This is a genomic window from Streptococcus sp. 27098_8_66 (assembly GCF_041431945.1).
GTDB lineage: Bacteria > Bacillota > Bacilli > Lactobacillales > Streptococcaceae > Streptococcus > Streptococcus dentalis.
This window is the reverse complement of the sequence record NZ_JAPVYS010000006.1, coordinates 85,821-102,214: the sequence shown is the minus strand read 5'-3', so window position 1 is coordinate 102,214 and position 16,394 is coordinate 85,821. Positions and strand designations below refer to the sequence as shown.

General features: G+C 42.3%; 16 protein-coding genes. 15 read left to right on the top strand and 1 reads right to left on the bottom strand.

The features are described from left to right. On the top strand, positions 1-1,040 hold a 1,040-nt coding region (locus O3642_RS06330; RefSeq protein WP_371605620.1), incomplete at its 5' end, for a Spy0128 family protein. 767 nt (positions 1,041-1,807) lie between these two features. On the opposite strand, the gene O3642_RS06325 is transcribed toward O3642_RS06330, so the two are convergent. Then, positions 1,808-2,011: a CsbD family protein gene (locus O3642_RS06325; protein WP_003014014.1), complete on the bottom strand. Its 204-nt coding sequence runs from the start codon at positions 2,009-2,011 to the stop codon at positions 1,808-1,810. A 320-nt stretch (positions 2,012-2,331) separates the two neighbouring features. Here O3642_RS06325 and O3642_RS06320 point away from each other — a divergent pair, with 320 nt between their 5' ends. The 14 genes from O3642_RS06320 (at position 2,332) to dnaJ (ending at position 16,259) form a co-directional block, all read left to right on the top strand. Then, a complete protein-coding gene (locus tag O3642_RS06320) occupies positions 2,332-2,931 on the top strand; it encodes a rhomboid family intramembrane serine protease (RefSeq protein WP_371605619.1) in 600 nt (199 codons plus the stop codon). A 184-nt stretch (positions 2,932-3,115) separates the two neighbouring features. Next, positions 3,116-4,123: an NADP-dependent oxidoreductase gene (locus O3642_RS06315; protein ID WP_003004264.1), complete on the top strand. Its 1,008-nt coding sequence runs from the start codon at positions 3,116-3,118 to the stop codon at positions 4,121-4,123. A gap of 13 nt (positions 4,124-4,136) precedes the next feature. After that, positions 4,137-4,772 (top strand): TetR/AcrR family transcriptional regulator, encoded by a 636-nt coding sequence (locus O3642_RS06310; RefSeq protein ID WP_003004505.1) that lies wholly within the window; start codon positions 4,137-4,139, stop codon positions 4,770-4,772. Positions 4,773-4,963: 191 nt separating this feature from the next. Continuing rightward, positions 4,964-6,085: a VanZ family protein gene (locus tag O3642_RS06305; protein WP_342987040.1), complete on the top strand. Its 1,122-nt coding sequence runs from the start codon at positions 4,964-4,966 to the stop codon at positions 6,083-6,085. Positions 6,086-6,368: 283 nt separating this feature from the next. Further along, positions 6,369-6,635, top strand: a complete 267-nt coding sequence (locus O3642_RS06300) for an ACT domain-containing protein (RefSeq protein ID WP_003004214.1) — start codon at positions 6,369-6,371, stop codon at positions 6,633-6,635. An 18-nt stretch (positions 6,636-6,653) separates the two neighbouring features. Beyond that, positions 6,654-7,991: a PFL family protein gene (locus tag O3642_RS06295; protein WP_003004489.1), complete on the top strand. Its 1,338-nt coding sequence runs from the start codon at positions 6,654-6,656 to the stop codon at positions 7,989-7,991. Positions 7,992-8,072: 81 nt separating this feature from the next. Then, the gene (locus O3642_RS06290; protein ID WP_003004248.1) at positions 8,073-8,762 is read left to right on the top strand and encodes a histidine phosphatase family protein; all 690 of its coding nucleotides are present in this window, start codon (positions 8,073-8,075) and stop codon (positions 8,760-8,762) included. A gap of 123 nt (positions 8,763-8,885) precedes the next feature. Next, positions 8,886-9,587, top strand: a complete 702-nt coding sequence (locus O3642_RS06285) for a histidine phosphatase family protein (RefSeq protein WP_003004407.1) — start codon at positions 8,886-8,888, stop codon at positions 9,585-9,587. Next, on the top strand, positions 9,577-10,350 hold the full coding sequence (locus tag O3642_RS06280; protein ID WP_037607303.1) for a M15 family metallopeptidase: 774 nt from the start codon (positions 9,577-9,579) through the stop codon (positions 10,348-10,350). Before O3642_RS06285 ends, O3642_RS06280 begins: the two co-directional genes overlap by 11 nt. A gap of 168 nt (positions 10,351-10,518) precedes the next feature. Further along, on the top strand, positions 10,519-11,553 hold the full coding sequence (hrcA, locus tag O3642_RS06275; RefSeq protein WP_003004578.1) for a heat-inducible transcriptional repressor HrcA: 1,035 nt from the start codon (positions 10,519-10,521) through the stop codon (positions 11,551-11,553). 24 nt (positions 11,554-11,577) lie between these two features. After that, positions 11,578-12,102: a nucleotide exchange factor GrpE gene (grpE, locus tag O3642_RS06270; RefSeq protein ID WP_301355021.1), complete on the top strand. Its 525-nt coding sequence runs from the start codon at positions 11,578-11,580 to the stop codon at positions 12,100-12,102. Positions 12,103-12,346: 244 nt separating this feature from the next. Further along, the gene (gene dnaK / locus O3642_RS06265) at positions 12,347-14,170 is read left to right on the top strand and encodes a molecular chaperone DnaK (protein WP_003014055.1); all 1,824 of its coding nucleotides are present in this window, start codon (positions 12,347-12,349) and stop codon (positions 14,168-14,170) included. Between the two features lie 169 nt (positions 14,171-14,339). Continuing rightward, positions 14,340-14,972 (top strand): DJ-1/PfpI family protein, encoded by a 633-nt coding sequence (locus O3642_RS06260; RefSeq protein ID WP_303470137.1) that lies wholly within the window; start codon positions 14,340-14,342, stop codon positions 14,970-14,972. A gap of 153 nt (positions 14,973-15,125) precedes the next feature. Then, positions 15,126-16,259 carry a molecular chaperone DnaJ gene (dnaJ, locus tag O3642_RS06255; RefSeq protein WP_320910931.1) on the top strand — a complete coding sequence of 378 codons (1,134 nt, stop codon included), beginning with the start codon at positions 15,126-15,128 and terminating at the stop codon, positions 16,257-16,259. Positions 16,260-16,394: the final 135 nt, after the last annotated feature.

Below are 16,394 nucleotides of genomic sequence, written 5' to 3'. Positions count from 1 at the left end.
CAGTGACTGTCACGAAAGATGGCCATACTCTTACAGCGACCAAAGCCCTTCCAACGGATACCGAGTTCAATAATACCTTCACACCGACAGCGACAAGCGCACAATTCAATTTCACTAAGAAATTGGAAGGTAAATCCCTTGAAGCTGATGCCTTTACCTTTGAATTGCTTGAAAACGGCAATGTGATCCAAACGAAGAAAAATAAAGCTGACGGAACGATTCAGTTTGATGCTATTTCATATGATAAAGAAGGGACTCACACCTACACTGTTCGTGAAGTAGCAGGAACAGATACAGACATTGACTATGATAGCATGACTACCACAGTTATAGTAACTGTTACGAAAGACGCTACTACAGGCCTTTTAAGTACTAAGACTGAAATGACTTCAACAGGTGGTGAAGCAACTGGAGCTGATGACACAATTTTCAATAATTACTTTGTAGCTCCAGTTAAAGCACAGTTCAACTTCACCAAGAAATTGGAAGGTCGTGAATTGAAGGCTGGTGAATTCAGCTTTGTTCTTAAGGATGAAAAAGGAAATGTGATCGAAACAGTAACGAATAATGCGGATGGTAAAATCCAATTTTCACCTCTTACATTTAAACGTGGTGAAGAAGGTACTTATGTTTATCATGTAGAAGAAGTGAAAGGTACTGAAGCTGGTGTCATTTTTGATCACATGATCGCTACTGTAAGTATCACAGTGAAGAAAGATGGTAAAGTGTTGACAGCGACGACTCAGTTACCAGAAGATACAGAGTTTAACAATACTGTTATTCCGCCAACACCGCCAACACCGCCAACACCGCCAACACCGCCAACACCGCCAACACCGCCAACACCGCCAACACCGCCAACACCACCAACACCACCAACACCGCCAACATCACCAACATCACCAACATCACCAACGCCACCAGCTCCGGCACTCCCTGAAACTGGTGAAGTACAATCAGCATCTGCTGTATTGTTAGGTGCTGCATTTGGTATGGTTGGTCTTGTGGGGATTGTGAAACGCAAAAAAGTTGAAGATTAAAGTTGATATGATCCCTATAAATTAATTAAAGAGTCAAAAATGGATGTTCATATTTGAAAATCTATATTATACAGTTTTCTAATCTTTGATTAATAGAGATATATCAACGTTTATAGACATTCAAGAGAACTCTCTTGGATGTCTTTTTTTGTTTCGCTTAAACATTTTAAAACGATGGAAAACCACATAATAGCAGTACTTATCAGAGTTTCATCGTGTAGTCGTCAAATATCTAAAGCTGCGATATTACTATTTTTGAGAAGGTTTGTATGCATTCTAAATGCACCAAAAATGGTTCGTTTTTTATGCTATAATAGGAAATAATTAAAGCAGTGCTTTTTTCTTGGAGAGGATATTAAAGTATAACATCAATAGATGATCTAACCAAATTTGGGCCTGCAAAGATTGGTGATATTTTACAAAATCGTCAATTTCGATAGACTGAATAGACTGTATCAGAGAGAAGTGTAAGTTTTTATGCAGTGAGGATTTAAGGTACACAGTAAGGGAAATGTATGAGAAAAATTTTAATTGGGCTAACTCCACCTACCTGTTTGATAGCTGATCTAGTAAGTTACCATATAAGCAAAGATGGACTTCTAAATGTCAGAGTCCTACGTCCATTCAATAGAATAACAAACATGACAAAGAACACCCTTCGGGGGTGTTCTTTTTGTATAACTGAATTTGAAGCAAATAAAAAACCACCCTATCTTCCACGGTCAAACATGACTGTAGAAAATAGAGTGGGTCTAGGATGTTAAAGACTATTTGTCGTCTTTATGAAAGATATTTTTAACGCCCTTGATCGCTCCTTCAACAGCTTCTTTTGCATCTTCAGCAACTTCTTTTGCTTTTGAAGCAACTTTTTCAGCAGTGCCTTCAGCTTCTGTTTTTGTATCGCCGGTTAATTTACCAAAGCCTTCTTTAACAGAGCCTTTTACTTGGTTCAATTTTTCTTCTAATGACATAGCGTCACCTCCATGAAGTTAGTCGTTTATTTCTCTGAATACAATACAGTTGATTTAAAAAAATGAAAAATATTCGTCTCAGACTAGAATGAGTATATTCTTTTAAAAATTGAAAGTCAAATTTTTGCTACGGTATTTTGAAAGCAGAATCGCTTTCCGGTCACGAATAATGATCGACTAATAGGTCACGATATTTCGTTTTTCCAGCAAAGATTTGAAACGAAAGCAGCAAAAACTTTTCTGTCTCCATTGAATTAAATGGTATAATGGTCGTGAATGGAGACATCGTAACGCTGTTTTTTGAAAAAGAGAAGATAAATATGAAAAGAATCCTTACAACCTACCCTGTTATCAGTACTTTAGCTCTAATCTGTTTGTTGCTCGGCCTATTGACTTCCTTTTGTGGAGATGCTATGTATGACCTATTGGCCTTTCATTCAAAACCGGTCTATACTTGGCAATATGTCAGTGGGACCCTGATGCACGGTAGTAAAGGAGCCCCTATCTGGTTTTTATGGGTTCATTTATGTTTAAATGGACTCATGATCCTACCCTTCGGAGGACTGCTAGAAAGAAAAAGAGGCTCCAGACAAGTCTTGATCGTTTTTGTGACGGCGACAGTCCTCTCTTCCATCGTTTTTCACTTTTTAACACGCGGGCAGGACATTCAGGCAACAGGGATCTCTGCTGTCGGCTACGCCTTTGTAACTGGAGGGGTTATGCTCCTTCCAAACGTGTGGGAAGAGTTCTCACGCACCGTAAAATGGTTTTATCTATTCTTAATTTTTCTATCTGGCCTCATGCTCTTACCAGCCATCACCGGATGGATCTCAACGCTATTGCATCTTTCAGGGATTGTGAGTTATCTATTGGTCTTTATCGGAAGTAAAGGCTTGAAGAGGAGAAGCAAAGGTTCCTGATATAGTAAACGCGAATAGGGTCATTCCTAACAGACACTCAAGAGAAGAATCTTGGGTGTTTTTTGCTAGGAAAAATTTCTCTGTATTCCTTTAGTCGAACCTATCATTGAATCATGGATAGTTGTATGCTATAATAATCTAAAATTGAGTGATCACTCAATTTTGTAATGGAGGTATGTATTGTATGACTGTGAAAGCTATTCAATTTCATAGGTTTGGTAATATAGATGTTTTAGAATTAGCAGAAGTAGAACCAGAACCACTAAAGGAAAATCAAGTGAGGGTCAAGGTAGCTGCCGTAGGATTAAATCCGGTAGATTATAAGATTTTTAAGGGTGTTAAACAGCTTCGAATGCTATCCCTTTTCATGAAACTCAGGCATCCTAGTAGATGGTTTGAGAAAGCTTCTTCTTTATTCCCTAGAGGCGTTGCACGTGATTTTGCTGGGACGATCATTGAAGTAGGTAAGAATGTGACTCAGTTTTCGGTAGGTGATAGAGTCTTTGGGACGATTATAAGTGCACCTGGTCTTGGTTCAAAAAGAGGAGCATTAGCAACTGAGATTTGTGTGAAGGAGACGGAGATCGCTTCTATGCCATCTAATATTGATTTTTTGCATGGCTCAGTCTTGGGGGTTAGTTCCTTAACGGTAGGAGGAGCTTTTCGAAAAATTAATATTGGAACTAAGGATACAATTGTCATTTCAGGTGCATCTGGAGGAATTGGATCGATTGCAGTACAATATGCTGTTTCAAAAGGTGCCAGAGTTATTGGAATAGCTAGTGCTGGTAATGCGGACTACCTCAGATCGATCGGTGCCATCCCGATTTCCTATCATGAATCGATCAAAGAAAAAATTCAAGAACTTTCAGGAGTAACTGTTACCAAGATGTTGGATTGTTATGGGGGAGACTACGTAAAATTAGGATTCCAATTGGGTTTGCGAGGTGATCAAATTGCTACCCTGGTTCCATCTCCTTCTGCTATCTTGAAAGGAGCTCAATTTACAGGCCCACGGCATTCACAATATGATGACTTCCTATCACTTGCAGAGCTTGTTTCCAAAGGGGAAATTTCAGTTCGTTTGGATAAAATCTATCCATTTTCATTACCCGAAATAAAAGAAGCATACAAAGATCTTGAAATAGGGCATACCAGAGGAAAACGTGTGATTGTGATTCAAGAGGAGTGAGGAGGAAAGGAAAATGGTTGATCTAAATCAAGCTTGTGTTCGTCATATTCAACTCATGAGATTGAGTGATAAACAAAAACGTGTTCTAATTGCCAGTTTAACCTTGTTTTCTGAAATCGGTTTTGAAAAAACTACATCGCTTGACATTGCACGCCGAGCGGAAGTATCAGAAGGGACTGTTTTTAGCTATTTTAAAACAAAAGAAGGCATACTCAATACGCTTCTTCTCTTGTTTTTTGATCAGGTCATACCTGAAACAATTGAATTGTTTACTGATCAAAAAGTTCTGTGTAACGATGAAAGTGTTACAGTTTTTTTTCGGAGTATGATCGAAGATCGACTAAATTTTCTGATCAACAATAGAGATATTATTAAAATTCTCTTTTCAAGGTGTTTAATTGATTCATCTTGGTTTGAAAAAACAGAGAGCATTGTTCAGAACAATATTGTAACGCCACTCAATCCTATTTTAGATAACTATAAGGGGAAAGGGGAGCTGGTTAATTGGCCTAACGAACGAATCATTCGTAATATTATCTCCTTAATGCTATCTTATGCTGTGCCATCCATACTAAATAGTAAAGCAATTGATGTGGGAAAAGTTTCAGATGAGATGATTGAAATTCTAGCGAATAGGATAGTCTTGTGATTCCTATTTTATACTAACGATGTTACAGTGAGAGAATTCTGATTTTAGTTCAATAAGGAGCTCAAAAAATGAAATGAACTCCTCTTCCTTGACTCTTCTTCTACCGGGCCGTATAATATTCTATATCAATGAAGAAATCACCTTTTGTCATTGTGCAAAGGGTGATTTTATAACGAAAAAAAGGAGACACAATGGGGTATATCTCTACAATTAAAACAGCTGTTCAGCTCTTTCCTTTCCTGGCATTTTTGCTGACCTTGCCCTACATGATTTTGAATTATCGAAAATATGGTTCGGTCAATAAATTGCGGGTGCTGATTTTCTATTCTTTTATGCTTTACTTGATGACGGTCTATCTGCTGGTGATCTTGCCTCTGCCGGATCCAAGTAAGATTCATACTAGCTACTCGGAAATGGTCAATCTCCATCCCTTTGCTTTTGTAGTGGATTTTTTCAAGGAGAGCCCCTTTGATCTAGCGCAGACTGGTACATGGATTCAAGCCCTTAAGCATCCAACTTTTTATGTGCCTGCCTTTAATGTCCTGATGTTGATTCCTTTTGGGATGTATCTACGCTATTATTTCAAGTGTGGTTTTAAGAAAACGATTCTTCTGACAGCCCTCTTTAGTCTCTTTTTGGAGCTGACCCAGTTATCAGGTCTCTATTTTCTGTATCCGGGTCCTTACCGCCTAGCAGATGTCGATGATATTATTCAAAATACCACTGGTGGTGGAGTGGGTTATCTGCTCGGTTGGTTCCTGGTATGGTTATTGCCAACACGAGACGAAATTGACGAGCATTCTTTCCGAGTAGGGACCAGAGTATCTGGTTTTCGGATGGGTCTTGCCTTCTTGATCGACTTTGTGATGCTTTCCTTGCTTTACGCGGTAATCGAGCGTTTAGAGATGATTCCTTATGTAGCGGTTTTGGCTGTCTATTTTGGCTTGATTCCCTTGTGGCGTGGCAAAACCTTGGGAATGGCTTTGTTGAAATTCCGCTTGCATTTTGACAAGCAAAAATGGCTTCGCACCATCTGGCGGGGGATTCTAGTAGTAGGTTATTTCTATCTGATTCCTCAAGGGTTGTTCTATTTGATTTCGCTCTTGAATAGCGATTTGACGGACAATTCCCTCTTAACCCTGTCTATGATTTTATTGCTCTTCTTTATGCTTTTATTGTACCTGATTCTCACTCTTGCTATCGTCTTGCTCAATCGTCAATTTCCCTTTGACCGTCTAGCTGGAGCTGAGTATGAGAGTACGGTGCGCGTGAAGAAAGAGCTCTTAAAGGATGAAACTGAATCGTCAAAATAGAGAGAGTGGGACAGAAATTGGTAATTCGTTAGAATTCGATTTCGTCGTCTCACCTCCGCACAGTTGAGTAGGGCTGTAAAAGCTGATGAAATCAGCGTAGTAGAGCCCACTCAACCACTGCGTCTTGCTCGACAATCCAAAAACAATTAAGAAGCTAGGACTTTTGTCCCAGCCTCTTTATTTTTTATACACGCGGAAAATATCCGAACGTTCCCAGTTGAGAAGGGTGATTTTAAGGGGATTGTGCTACAATGGAAGTAAATAGATAGAATGGAGCAGTGAAATGAAAGCAATTATTACAGTCGTTGGTAAAGACCAAAAAGGAATCGTAGCGGGTGTTGCAACGAAAGTAGCAGAATTAGGACTCAATATCGATGATATCTCTCAAACTGTATTGGATGAGTACTTCACCATGATGGCGGTCGTATCGTCAGATGAGAAAAAAGATTTCACACAGCTTCGTTCAGAGTTAGAAGAATTCGGTCAGTCTCTGCATGTGAAAATCAATATCCAAAGTGCAGCGATTTTTGATGCTATGCACAATTTGTAAGATAGGGGTTGAGAATTTATGGACATTAGACAGGTAACAGAAACCATTGCCATGATTGAGGAGCAGAACTTCGATGTTCGGACCATCACCATGGGGATCTCCCTTCTAGATTGTATTGATCCGGATATCGATAAGGCAGCGGAAAAAGTCTACAATAAGATTGTGACAAAGGCTAAAGACTTAGTGGCTGTGGGGGATGAGATTGCGGCAGAACTTGGTATTCCCATTGTGAATAAGCGGGTTTCAGTCACTCCAATTTCCATTATCGGGGCAGCAACCAATGCGACAGACTATGTGCCCTTTGCTAAGGCACTGGATCATGCGGCTAAGGAAGTTGGGGTCAACTTTATCGGTGGCTTCTCAGCCCTGGTTCAAAAAGGCTACCAAAAGGGGGATGAAATCCTCATTAATTCCATTCCTCGTGCCCTTGCAGAGACGGATTTTGTCTGCTCTTCAGTCAATATCGGATCGACCAAGACAGGGATCAATATGACAGCTGTTCGAGATATGGGCCGTATCATTAAAGAAGCATCCCAAGCAGATCCAATGGGGCCAGGTAAGCTCGTGGTCTTTGCCAATGCAGTAGAAGATAACCCCTTCATGGCAGGAGCTTTCCACGGTGTTGGTGAAGCGGATGTCGTCATCAACGTTGGGGTTTCAGGACCTGGTGTCGTCCAACGGGCGATCGAAAAAGTTCCAGGCGCTAGCTTTGATGTATTGGCGGAAACAGTCAAGAAGACAGCTTTCAAGATTACCCGTGTTGGCCAATTAGTGGGTCAAATGGCTAGTGAACGTCTCGGTGTTGAGTTTGGGATTGTAGACTTGTCTCTCGCACCAACGCCAGCTGTTGGGGATTCGGTTGCCCGTGTCCTTGAAGCCATGGGGCTTGAAGTAGTAGGAACCCACGGGACAACAGCAGCACTAGCTTTGCTCAATGACCAAGTGAAAAAAGGCGGGATCATGGCTTGTAACCAAGTCGGTGGGTTGTCAGGTGCTTTCATTCCGGTCTCAGAAGATGAAGGGATGATTGCGGCGGTCCAATCAGGCCATATCAACCTGGAAAAATTGGAAGCCATGACAGCCATCTGCTCGGTTGGTCTGGATATGATTGCTATCCCAGCTGATACTCCAGATACGACCATTGCGGCCATGATCGCCGATGAAGCAGCTATCGGGGTGATCAACCAAAAGACAACAGCCGTTCGGATCATTCCTTATGGCAAGGAAGGCGATATGTTAGAGCTTGGTGGACTTCTTGGGTCTGCTCCGGTAATGAAGGTCAACAAGGCTTCGTCAGCTGACTTTATTGCCCGTGGTGGCCAAATTCCAGCTCCAGTTCATAGCTTTAAAAACTAAGAGAAATCTAGTATAATAGAAGAAAATAGAAAAGTCTGTGATAATGAAACTCCAGACTTTTTTCTTGCAAAAGGAGACAAGATGGCTAAAACAAGATTATTTGTGATTCGTCATGGGAGAACCATGTTTAATACCATTGGCCGTGCTCAAGGTTGGTCCGATACGCCCTTGACAGCAGAAGGAGAACGAGGGATTCAAGCTCTAGGAATCGGCTTGCGTGAGTCCGGTTTGGAGTTTACTCGAGCTTATTCCAGTGATTCAGGCCGTGCCATTCAGACCATGGGGATCATTCTTGATGAATTGGGCTTGAAAGACCAGATTCCTTATCGCTTTGACAAACGGATCCGCGAGTGGTGTTTTGGTAGCTTTGATGGGGCCTACGGTGGGGAGCTCTTTCACGGTGTCGTGCCACGCGTGCTAGATGTAGAAGACTATAAGACTTTGACCTTGGAAGACTTGGCCAATGGAATTTGCCAAGTGGACACAGCAAATTGGGCTGAACCATGGGAAGTCTTGAAAAACCGAATCCTAGAAGGTTTTGAAGCCATTGCCAAAGAAGTAGAAGAAAATGGTGGAGGCAATGCCTTGGTGGTCAGCCATAGTTGGACCATTCAGACCTTAGTCTGCTTGGTCGAAGGAAAACCAAATCTCAATCTGCCTCTTTCAAATGGTAGTGTTACCCTTGTAGAATATGAAGATGGAGTATTGACGGTTAAGGGGTTCGGAGATAGCAGTTACCGTGAGGTCGGTGAAAGCTTGCAAGAATCCTAGTCTGCCCTGAAAGGCTGACCCTTTGGTCATGGCCTTTTCTTTTTCTCAAAACTTGTAAGAGCTTTCCTACTTTCTTTTTGCAAAAAATGATATAATGAAAGAGACACATACGGAGGTAATACAATGACAAAAACCAGATTATATATTGCTCGTCATGGAAAAACCATGTTTAATACCATTGGGCGGGCACAGGGCTGGTCAGACACTCCGCTGACAGAAGCAGGAGAGCGTGGAATTCGAGAATTAGGACTTGGTCTCAAGGAAGCTGGGCTTTCTTTTGAAGAGGCTGTTTCGAGTGATTCTGGACGTACCATTCAAACCATGGGAATTATTCTTCAAGAACTTGGTCTGACAGGAAAAATCCCTTATCGTTATGACAAACGGATCCGCGAGTGGTGTTTTGGTAGTTTTGACGGTGCTTATGATGGCGATCTCTTCATGGGGGTCTTACCTCGTGTCTTTAAGGTCGATGATTTCCATCAGTTGAGCCTGATGGAGTTAGCAGAAGGAATCGTCGAAGTGGATACCACGGGTTGGGCTGAATCCTGGGGAACCTTGAGTAGTCGGATAAAAGAAGGTTTTGAAGCCATCGCAAAAGAGGTCGAAGCAGCCGGTGGTGGTAATGCTATTGTAGTCAGCCACGGCATGACGATTACGACCTTGATTTATCTCATCGATCCTAAGGCTGTCGAAGAATTGGTCTTGGATAACGGAAGCGTGACGGTTTTGGCTTATGAAGATGGTGCCTTTCGCATTGAAAAGATTGGGGTTATGTCCTATCGTAAGGTTGGAGCAAAACTTCTAGAGGGTGGCCATGACGAATAAGTATAGACGCGCAAGAAAAAAACGTAAGAAATGGTGGCCTTACCTATTGAGTTTCTTTCTTCTTGTGGTCCTTGGATCAGGAATTGGTGCTTACTTAGCGAAACCAAGCTTGTTTTCAGGACTTCAGTTTTGGAAGGCTAAAAAAACAGCTGTAACGACTCCCTCTTCTTCTAAGAAAAAGAAAGAAAAATCAGATTTACCAGCCGTTTCGACCAAAGACTGGCAGTTGATCTTGGTCAATCGTGACAATGTGAAGCCTGAGCTGAACCCACAATTGACAGATGTGGATGCTATCAAAGTGGATAGTCGGATTGTAGAACCAACTCGTCAATTTTTAGAAGCGGCTCGAAAAATTGCCCCAGAAGAAACCTTGATATCAGGCTATCGAAGTGTGGCCGAGCAAACAGAGCTCTATAATGAACGTGTTGCGCAACTAGAGGCTAGCGGTCTTTCGCACGAAGAAGCTGAAAAGCAGGTACAGACTCAGGTGCAGGTCCCTGGTGCGAGTGAACACCAGACAGGGCTTGCGATTGATATGAGTGTCGAAGCTGGTCAAAGTGATGAGCTGGGCATGCAGCTGGCTGCCATCGCACCGCAATATGGCTTTGTTCTTCGCTACCCAGATGGGAAGAGTAACATCACGGGTGTGAATTTTGAGAATTGGCATTTCCGTTATGTTGGCGTAGAAAATGCTCAGTATATGGCCAAGCATCAGCTAGTATTGGAAGAATATATTCAGCTATTGAAAAAGGCTGGCAAATAAGAGGAGATTCACTTCTCTAGGTCTTGAGAATGATTTTTAGCACTCTTGAAAAAAGAGTGCTAATTTTTTGGATTTTTCTCTTGACTTTCTTTTGGATGGGTGTATAATAGAATCAAGGTTTAGCACTTGAGTGTTTAGAGTGCTAAAAAATGAAAGAGAGGTGAGGTCATGGTTACAGAACGTCAAAATGAGATTCTCAATCTTGTCGTCGATATCTTTACCAAGACCCACGAACCAGTCGGTTCAAAAGCGCTACAAGATGTGATTCAATCCAGTAGCGCGACCATTCGAAACGACATGGCTGCCCTCGAAAAACAAGGCTTACTAGAAAAGGCCCACACTTCGAGTGGCCGCATGCCTAGTCGAGCTGGTTTTCAATATTTTGTTCAGAACTCGCTTGATCTAGAGTTAATTGATGAGCAAGATGTCTACCAGGTGGTGAAAGCCTTTGATTTCGAAGCCTTTAAGTTAGACGATATCTTGGATGCTACAGCTAAGTTACTAGCCCAGATGACGGGTTACACCGCAGTGATTCAGGATGTTGAACCGACACGTCAGCGCTTGACTGGTTTTGAGATTGTTCCATTATCCAATCACGATGCCTTAGCGGTTCTAACCTTGGATGAATCAAAGCCCGTCACCGTCCAGTTTGCCATTCCAAAGAATTTCTTAACCAGTGACTTGGAAATCTTCCATCAGCTGGTTCAAGAGCGTTTCATTGGAAATACAGTCTTGGATATCCACTACCGCTTGCGGACGGAGATTCCACAGATTGTACAGCGCTATTTCAAGACGACAGACAATGTGCTGGATCTCTTTGATTACGTCTTCTCGCAACTGTTTCAAGAACTGGTTTTTGTGGAAGGAAAGGTTTCATCACTAACCTACGCCGATCTTCAGACCTATCAGTTCTTAGACAATCCCCAACATGTGGCCTTGGAGTTGCGAGGGGGAATGCCAGAAGACCAAATGACCCAGATCCTGGTTGCGGAATCCCAAGAGAAGGCCTTGAAAAATGTGACAGTGATTAGTCACAAGTTCTTAGTTCCTTATCGTGGGATGGCCCTCATGCATGTGATCGGTCCCGTAGAGATGGACTACAGGCGTGTGATAAGCCTGGTCAATGTTATCGGCCGAGTACTGGTCATGAAGTTGACGGATTACTACCGTTACCTCAATAGCAACCATTATGAAGTAAATTAAGACCAAATGAAAGGGGTGTATGCCTTGACAGAAGATATCAAAAAAGAAGACGTGAAAGAAGAGGAAGTTGCCCAAACAACTGAAGAAGTTGTAGAGGAAAGCAACCAACCTTCTGAGTTAGAAGAAGCACAAGCGCGTGCCGAAGAATTTGAAAACAAATACCTTCGTGCTCATGCAGAAATGCAAAATATTCAGCGCCGTGCTAATGAAGAACGTCAACAATTACAAAAATACCGTAGCCAAGATTTGGCAAAAGCGATCTTACCATCACTGGACAACCTCGAACGTGCCCTTGCCGTCGAAGGATTGACAGATGATGTGAAGAAGGGCTTAGAAATGGTCCAAGAAAGTTTGGTACATGCTCTGAAAGAAGAAGGAATTGAAGAAATTCCAGCGGACGGAGCCTTTGACCATAACTACCACATGGCCATCCAAACCTTGCCTGCAGATGACGAACATCCAGCAGACACCATCGCACAAGTCTTCCAAAAAGGCTACAAACTCCATGACCGCATCCTTCGCCCAGCCATGGTAGTGGTTTATAACTAGTCTGCCTTGTCCGAAACGACACTAAACTATGAAAGAAAGATAAGATGCAAGCCGGAGGCTTGCAAGGAAGATATTTCCCGCCGTGGTGAAAGTTTCAGTAGCTTGTGCTACTGAAACAGGGGATTTTTGAGACAGTAGGCTCAAAAATAAGTGATGAAATCCCGAAGGGAGTTGCTCACGTCCCCACCACTTAAGGGAAATATCAAAAAGAAAAAAAGAGAAAAAACAACGAGGAGAAAAACATATGTCTAAAATTATCGGTATTGACTTAGGTACAACAAACTCAGCAGTAGCAGTTCTTGAAGGAACTGAATCAAAAATCATCGCAAACCCAGAAGGTAACCGCACAACTCCATCTGTAGTTTCATTCAAAAACGGTGAAATCATCGTTGGTGACGCTGCAAAACGTCAAGCAGTTACAAACCCAGATACCATCATCTCTATCAAATCTAAGATGGGTACTTCTGAAAAAGTTTCTGCTAACGGTAAAGAATACACACCACAAGAGATTTCAGCTATGATTCTTCAATACTTGAAAGGTTATGCTGAAGATTATCTTGGTGAAAAAGTAACCAAAGCTGTTATCACAGTTCCAGCTTACTTCAACGATGCACAACGTCAAGCAACAAAAGACGCTGGTAAAATCGCTGGTCTTGAAGTAGAACGTATCGTCAACGAACCAACAGCAGCAGCCCTTGCTTATGGTTTGGATAAGACTGACAAAGAAGAAAAAATCTTGGTATTCGACCTTGGTGGTGGTACATTCGACGTATCTATCCTTGAATTGGGTGATGGTGTCTTTGATGTATTGGCAACTGCAGGGGATAACAAACTCGGTGGTGACGACTTTGACCAAAAAATCATCGACTACATGGTTGAAGAATTCAAGAAAGAAAATGGTATTGACTTGTCAACAGACAAGATGGCGCTTCAACGTTTGAAAGACGCAGCTGAAAAAGCGAAGAAAGACCTTTCTGGTGTGACTTCAACTCAAATCAGCTTGCCATTCATCACTGCAGGCGCTGCTGGACCTCTTCACTTGGAAATGACCTTGACTCGTGCAAAATTCGACGATTTGACTCGTGACCTTGTAGAACGTACGAAAACTCCAGTTCGCCAAGCCCTTTCAGATGCAGGTTTGAGCTTGTCAGATATCGACGAAGTGATCCTTGTCGGTGGTTCAACTCGTATTCCTGCCGTTGTTGAAGCAGTTAAGGCTGAAACTGGTAAAGAACCAAACAAATCAGTGAACCCTGACGAAGTTGTGGCTATGGGTGCTGCGATCCAAGGTGGTGTGATCACTGGTGATGTGAAAGACGTTGTCCTTCTTGACGTAACACCATTGTCACTTGGTATCGAAACAATGGGTGGAGTCTTCACAAAACTCATCGACCGCAACACAACCATTCCAACATCTAAATCACAAGTCTTCTCAACTGCAGCAGACAACCAACCAGCCGTTGATATCCACGTTCTTCAAGGGGAACGCCCAATGGCAGCAGATAACAAGACTCTTGGACGCTTCCAATTGACTGATATCCCAGCTGCACCTCGTGGTATCCCACAAATCGAAGTAACATTCGACATCGACAAGAACGGTATCGTATCTGTTAAGGCGAAAGATCTTGGAACTCAAAAAGAACAAACAATTGTTATCCAATCAAACTCAGGTTTGACAGACGAAGAAATCGATCGCATGATGAAAGATGCAGAAGCAAACGCTGAAGCAGATAAGAAACGTAAAGAAGAAGTTGACCTTCGTAACGAAGTAGACCAAGCTATCTTTGCGACTGAAAAGACAATCAAAGAAACTGAAGGCAAAGGCTTTGATGCAGAACGTGACGCAGCTCAAGCAGGACTTGATGATCTTAAGAAAGCTCAAGAATCAGGTAACCTTGAAGAAATGAAAGCAAAACTTGAAGCCTTGAACGAAAAAGCACAAGCATTGGCTGTTAAACTCTACGAACAAGCCGCAGCAGCGCAACAAGCCCAAGCAGGAGCAGAAGGCGCACAAGCATCAGGAAACGCAGGTGATGACGTCGTAGACGGAGAGTTTACGGAAAAGTAAAACAATCCAGTGGATTGTTTTAGCGGAACCTCCTGAAATAAAGAAAGGTTCCGAGATTTGAGGATTCCTTTAAGCCGAAACTCAATTCAGCCTAACTAGTAAATGATAAAAAGAAATCCAGAGGTTGCAACCCAGCCTCTGTTTTTCGGTAAAATAGAGGATGTTGCCTATGAAAAAAGTACTTTGTATCATTTATCCTAATTTTTCTCTTTATGAGATAACCGCTTTAACAAGTACTTTAGCTCTGTCTTTTGATAGTACGATTGATTATGCCGCTTCAGATCATTCGATGGTGGTCTCTGAGGATGGCTTGCCCTGTCAACCGACCAAAACACTAGATCAAATCTGTATAGAAGAGTATTCTTGTGTGATTTTGCCAGGAATGGTCAATATAGGGCCTGCCCTACAAGATGAGAAATTGATTTCGTTCTTGAGGGACCTTGGTGAGCAAGATATCCTCATTGCAGCCATTTCTTCAGCACCTCTTTTATTAGCGAAAGCAGGTCTGTTGAAGGACACGAAATTTACAGGTGGAATTTGGCAAAACTTCTTTGACTATTTTGAATTTCTTCCACGTGAGAATTTCCAACCGAAAGTGCTTGTGCAAGATAAACAGATCATTACGGCTATCGGTTTTGCCCATCAAGAGTTTGCAAGAAGAGTGATTCTAAGTTTAGGCTTGGAAGAGAATACGGACAACTATTTTAAAGAACAAAACGACTACTCAGAAGAGGATTTGATATTTACTCTATCGGACAAAGAGTTTGATCAAGTAAAGCGAAGCATAGAAAATGCCCTCTAAAGATTACATGAAAATTATAGAAAGGAACAAAGAGTGTTCGGGGAATTGAACCCGAGCGGAAAGCTTGGAAATTAGATAAACCGCCTAAGAAATCAGGATTTCTTGTCGGTTTCCTAAATTTCAGTCGCTTTCTGTTCGCTCTTAGTATCTTGTATGAACAATACTGAATTTTATGACCGTTTGGGCGTTTCAAAGAATGCATCTCAAGATGAGATCAAGAAAGCCTATCGGAAATTATCTAAAAAATATCACCCAGATATCAACAAGGAGCCTGGTGCTGAGGTAAAGTACAAGGAAGTTCAAGAAGCTTATGAGACTTTGAGTGACGAGCAAAAACGGGCTGCTTATGACCAATATGGTGCTGCGGGTGCCAATGGTGGCTTCGGTGGCGGAGCAGGTGGTTTTGGTGGCTTTGATGGTGCTGGTTTTGGTGGCTTTGAAGATATCTTCTCTAGTTTCTTTGGAGGTGGTGCAAGTCGTAATCCGAATGCACCTCGTCAAGGGGATGACCTCCAATACCGCGTCAATCTCAAGTTTGAAGAAGCGATTTTTGGTGCAGAAAAAGAAGTCAAGTACCATCGGGAAGCTAGCTGTCATACCTGTCATGGTTCTGGGGCTAAGCCAGGGACTAGTCCGGTAACCTGTGGACGCTGTCATGGTTCTGGGGTCATCAATGTGGATACGCAAACCCCTCTTGGGATGATGCGCCGTCAAGTGACCTGTGATGTCTGTCATGGTCGTGGTCAAGAAATCAAAGATCCATGTACGACTTGTCGTGGAACAGGTCATGAAAAACAAGCCCATAGCGTGAACGTCAAGATTCCTGCAGGAGTTGAAACGGGTCAACAAATCCGCTTAGCTGGTCAAGGAGAAGCTGGCTTTAACGGTGGACCATACGGGGACTTGTATGTTGTTGTCAATGTTGAGCCGAGCGACCGCTTCGAACGAGATGGCTCAACCATCTACTATAAGTTAGATTTGAACTTTGTCCAAGCAGCTCTTGGAGATACGGTCCATGTGCCAACTGTTCATGGAGATGTCGATTTGGTCATTCCTGAAGGAACCCAAACCGGTAAGAAATTCCGCCTCCGTGGAAAAGGGGCTCCAAGCTTACGTGGTGGTGCCATGGGAGATCAATATGTATCTGTCAATGTCGTCACCCCAACTGGTTTAAATGACAAGCAAAAAGAAGCCCTTCAAGCCTTTGCGGAAGCAAGTGATTTGAAGGTCAACCCAAAGAAAAAAGGGTTCTTTGACAAGGTCAAAGATGCTTTAGATGATTTATAAAAATGAACGAGTTTCCTTTTGAGTAAGGAGCTCGTTTTATTTTGGATCGAATCCAAGGACTTCCTCTCCTAATTAAAGAATAATGAGAAGCCTCATTGAATTTATTAAGATATCGTGGTAAATTTAAGAAAACGA

Excerpts from the sequence above, each read along its gene's own strand:
- O3642_RS06315 (WP_003004264.1), top strand. The coding sequence starts at position 3,116 with ATGACTGTGAAAGCTATTCAATTTCATAGGTTTGGTAATATAGATGTT.
- O3642_RS06305 (WP_342987040.1), top strand. The coding sequence starts at position 4,964 with ATGGGGTATATCTCTACAATTAAAACAGCTGTTCAGCTCTTTCCTTTC.
- O3642_RS06325 (WP_003014014.1), bottom strand. The coding sequence starts at position 2,011 with ATGTCATTAGAAGAAAAATTGAACCAAGTAAAAGGCTCTGTTAAAGAA.
- O3642_RS06280 (WP_037607303.1), top strand. The coding sequence starts at position 9,577 with ATGACGAATAAGTATAGACGCGCAAGAAAAAAACGTAAGAAATGGTGG.
- O3642_RS06320 (WP_371605619.1), top strand. The coding sequence starts at position 2,332 with ATGAAAAGAATCCTTACAACCTACCCTGTTATCAGTACTTTAGCTCTA.
- dnaJ (WP_320910931.1), top strand. The coding sequence starts at position 15,126 with ATGAACAATACTGAATTTTATGACCGTTTGGGCGTTTCAAAGAATGCA.
- O3642_RS06290 (WP_003004248.1), top strand. The coding sequence starts at position 8,073 with ATGGCTAAAACAAGATTATTTGTGATTCGTCATGGGAGAACCATGTTT.
- dnaK (WP_003014055.1), top strand. The coding sequence starts at position 12,347 with ATGTCTAAAATTATCGGTATTGACTTAGGTACAACAAACTCAGCAGTA.
- hrcA (WP_003004578.1), top strand. The coding sequence starts at position 10,519 with ATGGTTACAGAACGTCAAAATGAGATTCTCAATCTTGTCGTCGATATC.
- O3642_RS06310 (WP_003004505.1), top strand. The coding sequence starts at position 4,137 with ATGGTTGATCTAAATCAAGCTTGTGTTCGTCATATTCAACTCATGAGA.
- O3642_RS06260 (WP_303470137.1), top strand. The coding sequence starts at position 14,340 with ATGAAAAAAGTACTTTGTATCATTTATCCTAATTTTTCTCTTTATGAG.
- O3642_RS06295 (WP_003004489.1), top strand. The coding sequence starts at position 6,654 with ATGGACATTAGACAGGTAACAGAAACCATTGCCATGATTGAGGAGCAG.
- O3642_RS06300 (WP_003004214.1), top strand. The coding sequence starts at position 6,369 with ATGAAAGCAATTATTACAGTCGTTGGTAAAGACCAAAAAGGAATCGTA.
- O3642_RS06285 (WP_003004407.1), top strand. The coding sequence starts at position 8,886 with ATGACAAAAACCAGATTATATATTGCTCGTCATGGAAAAACCATGTTT.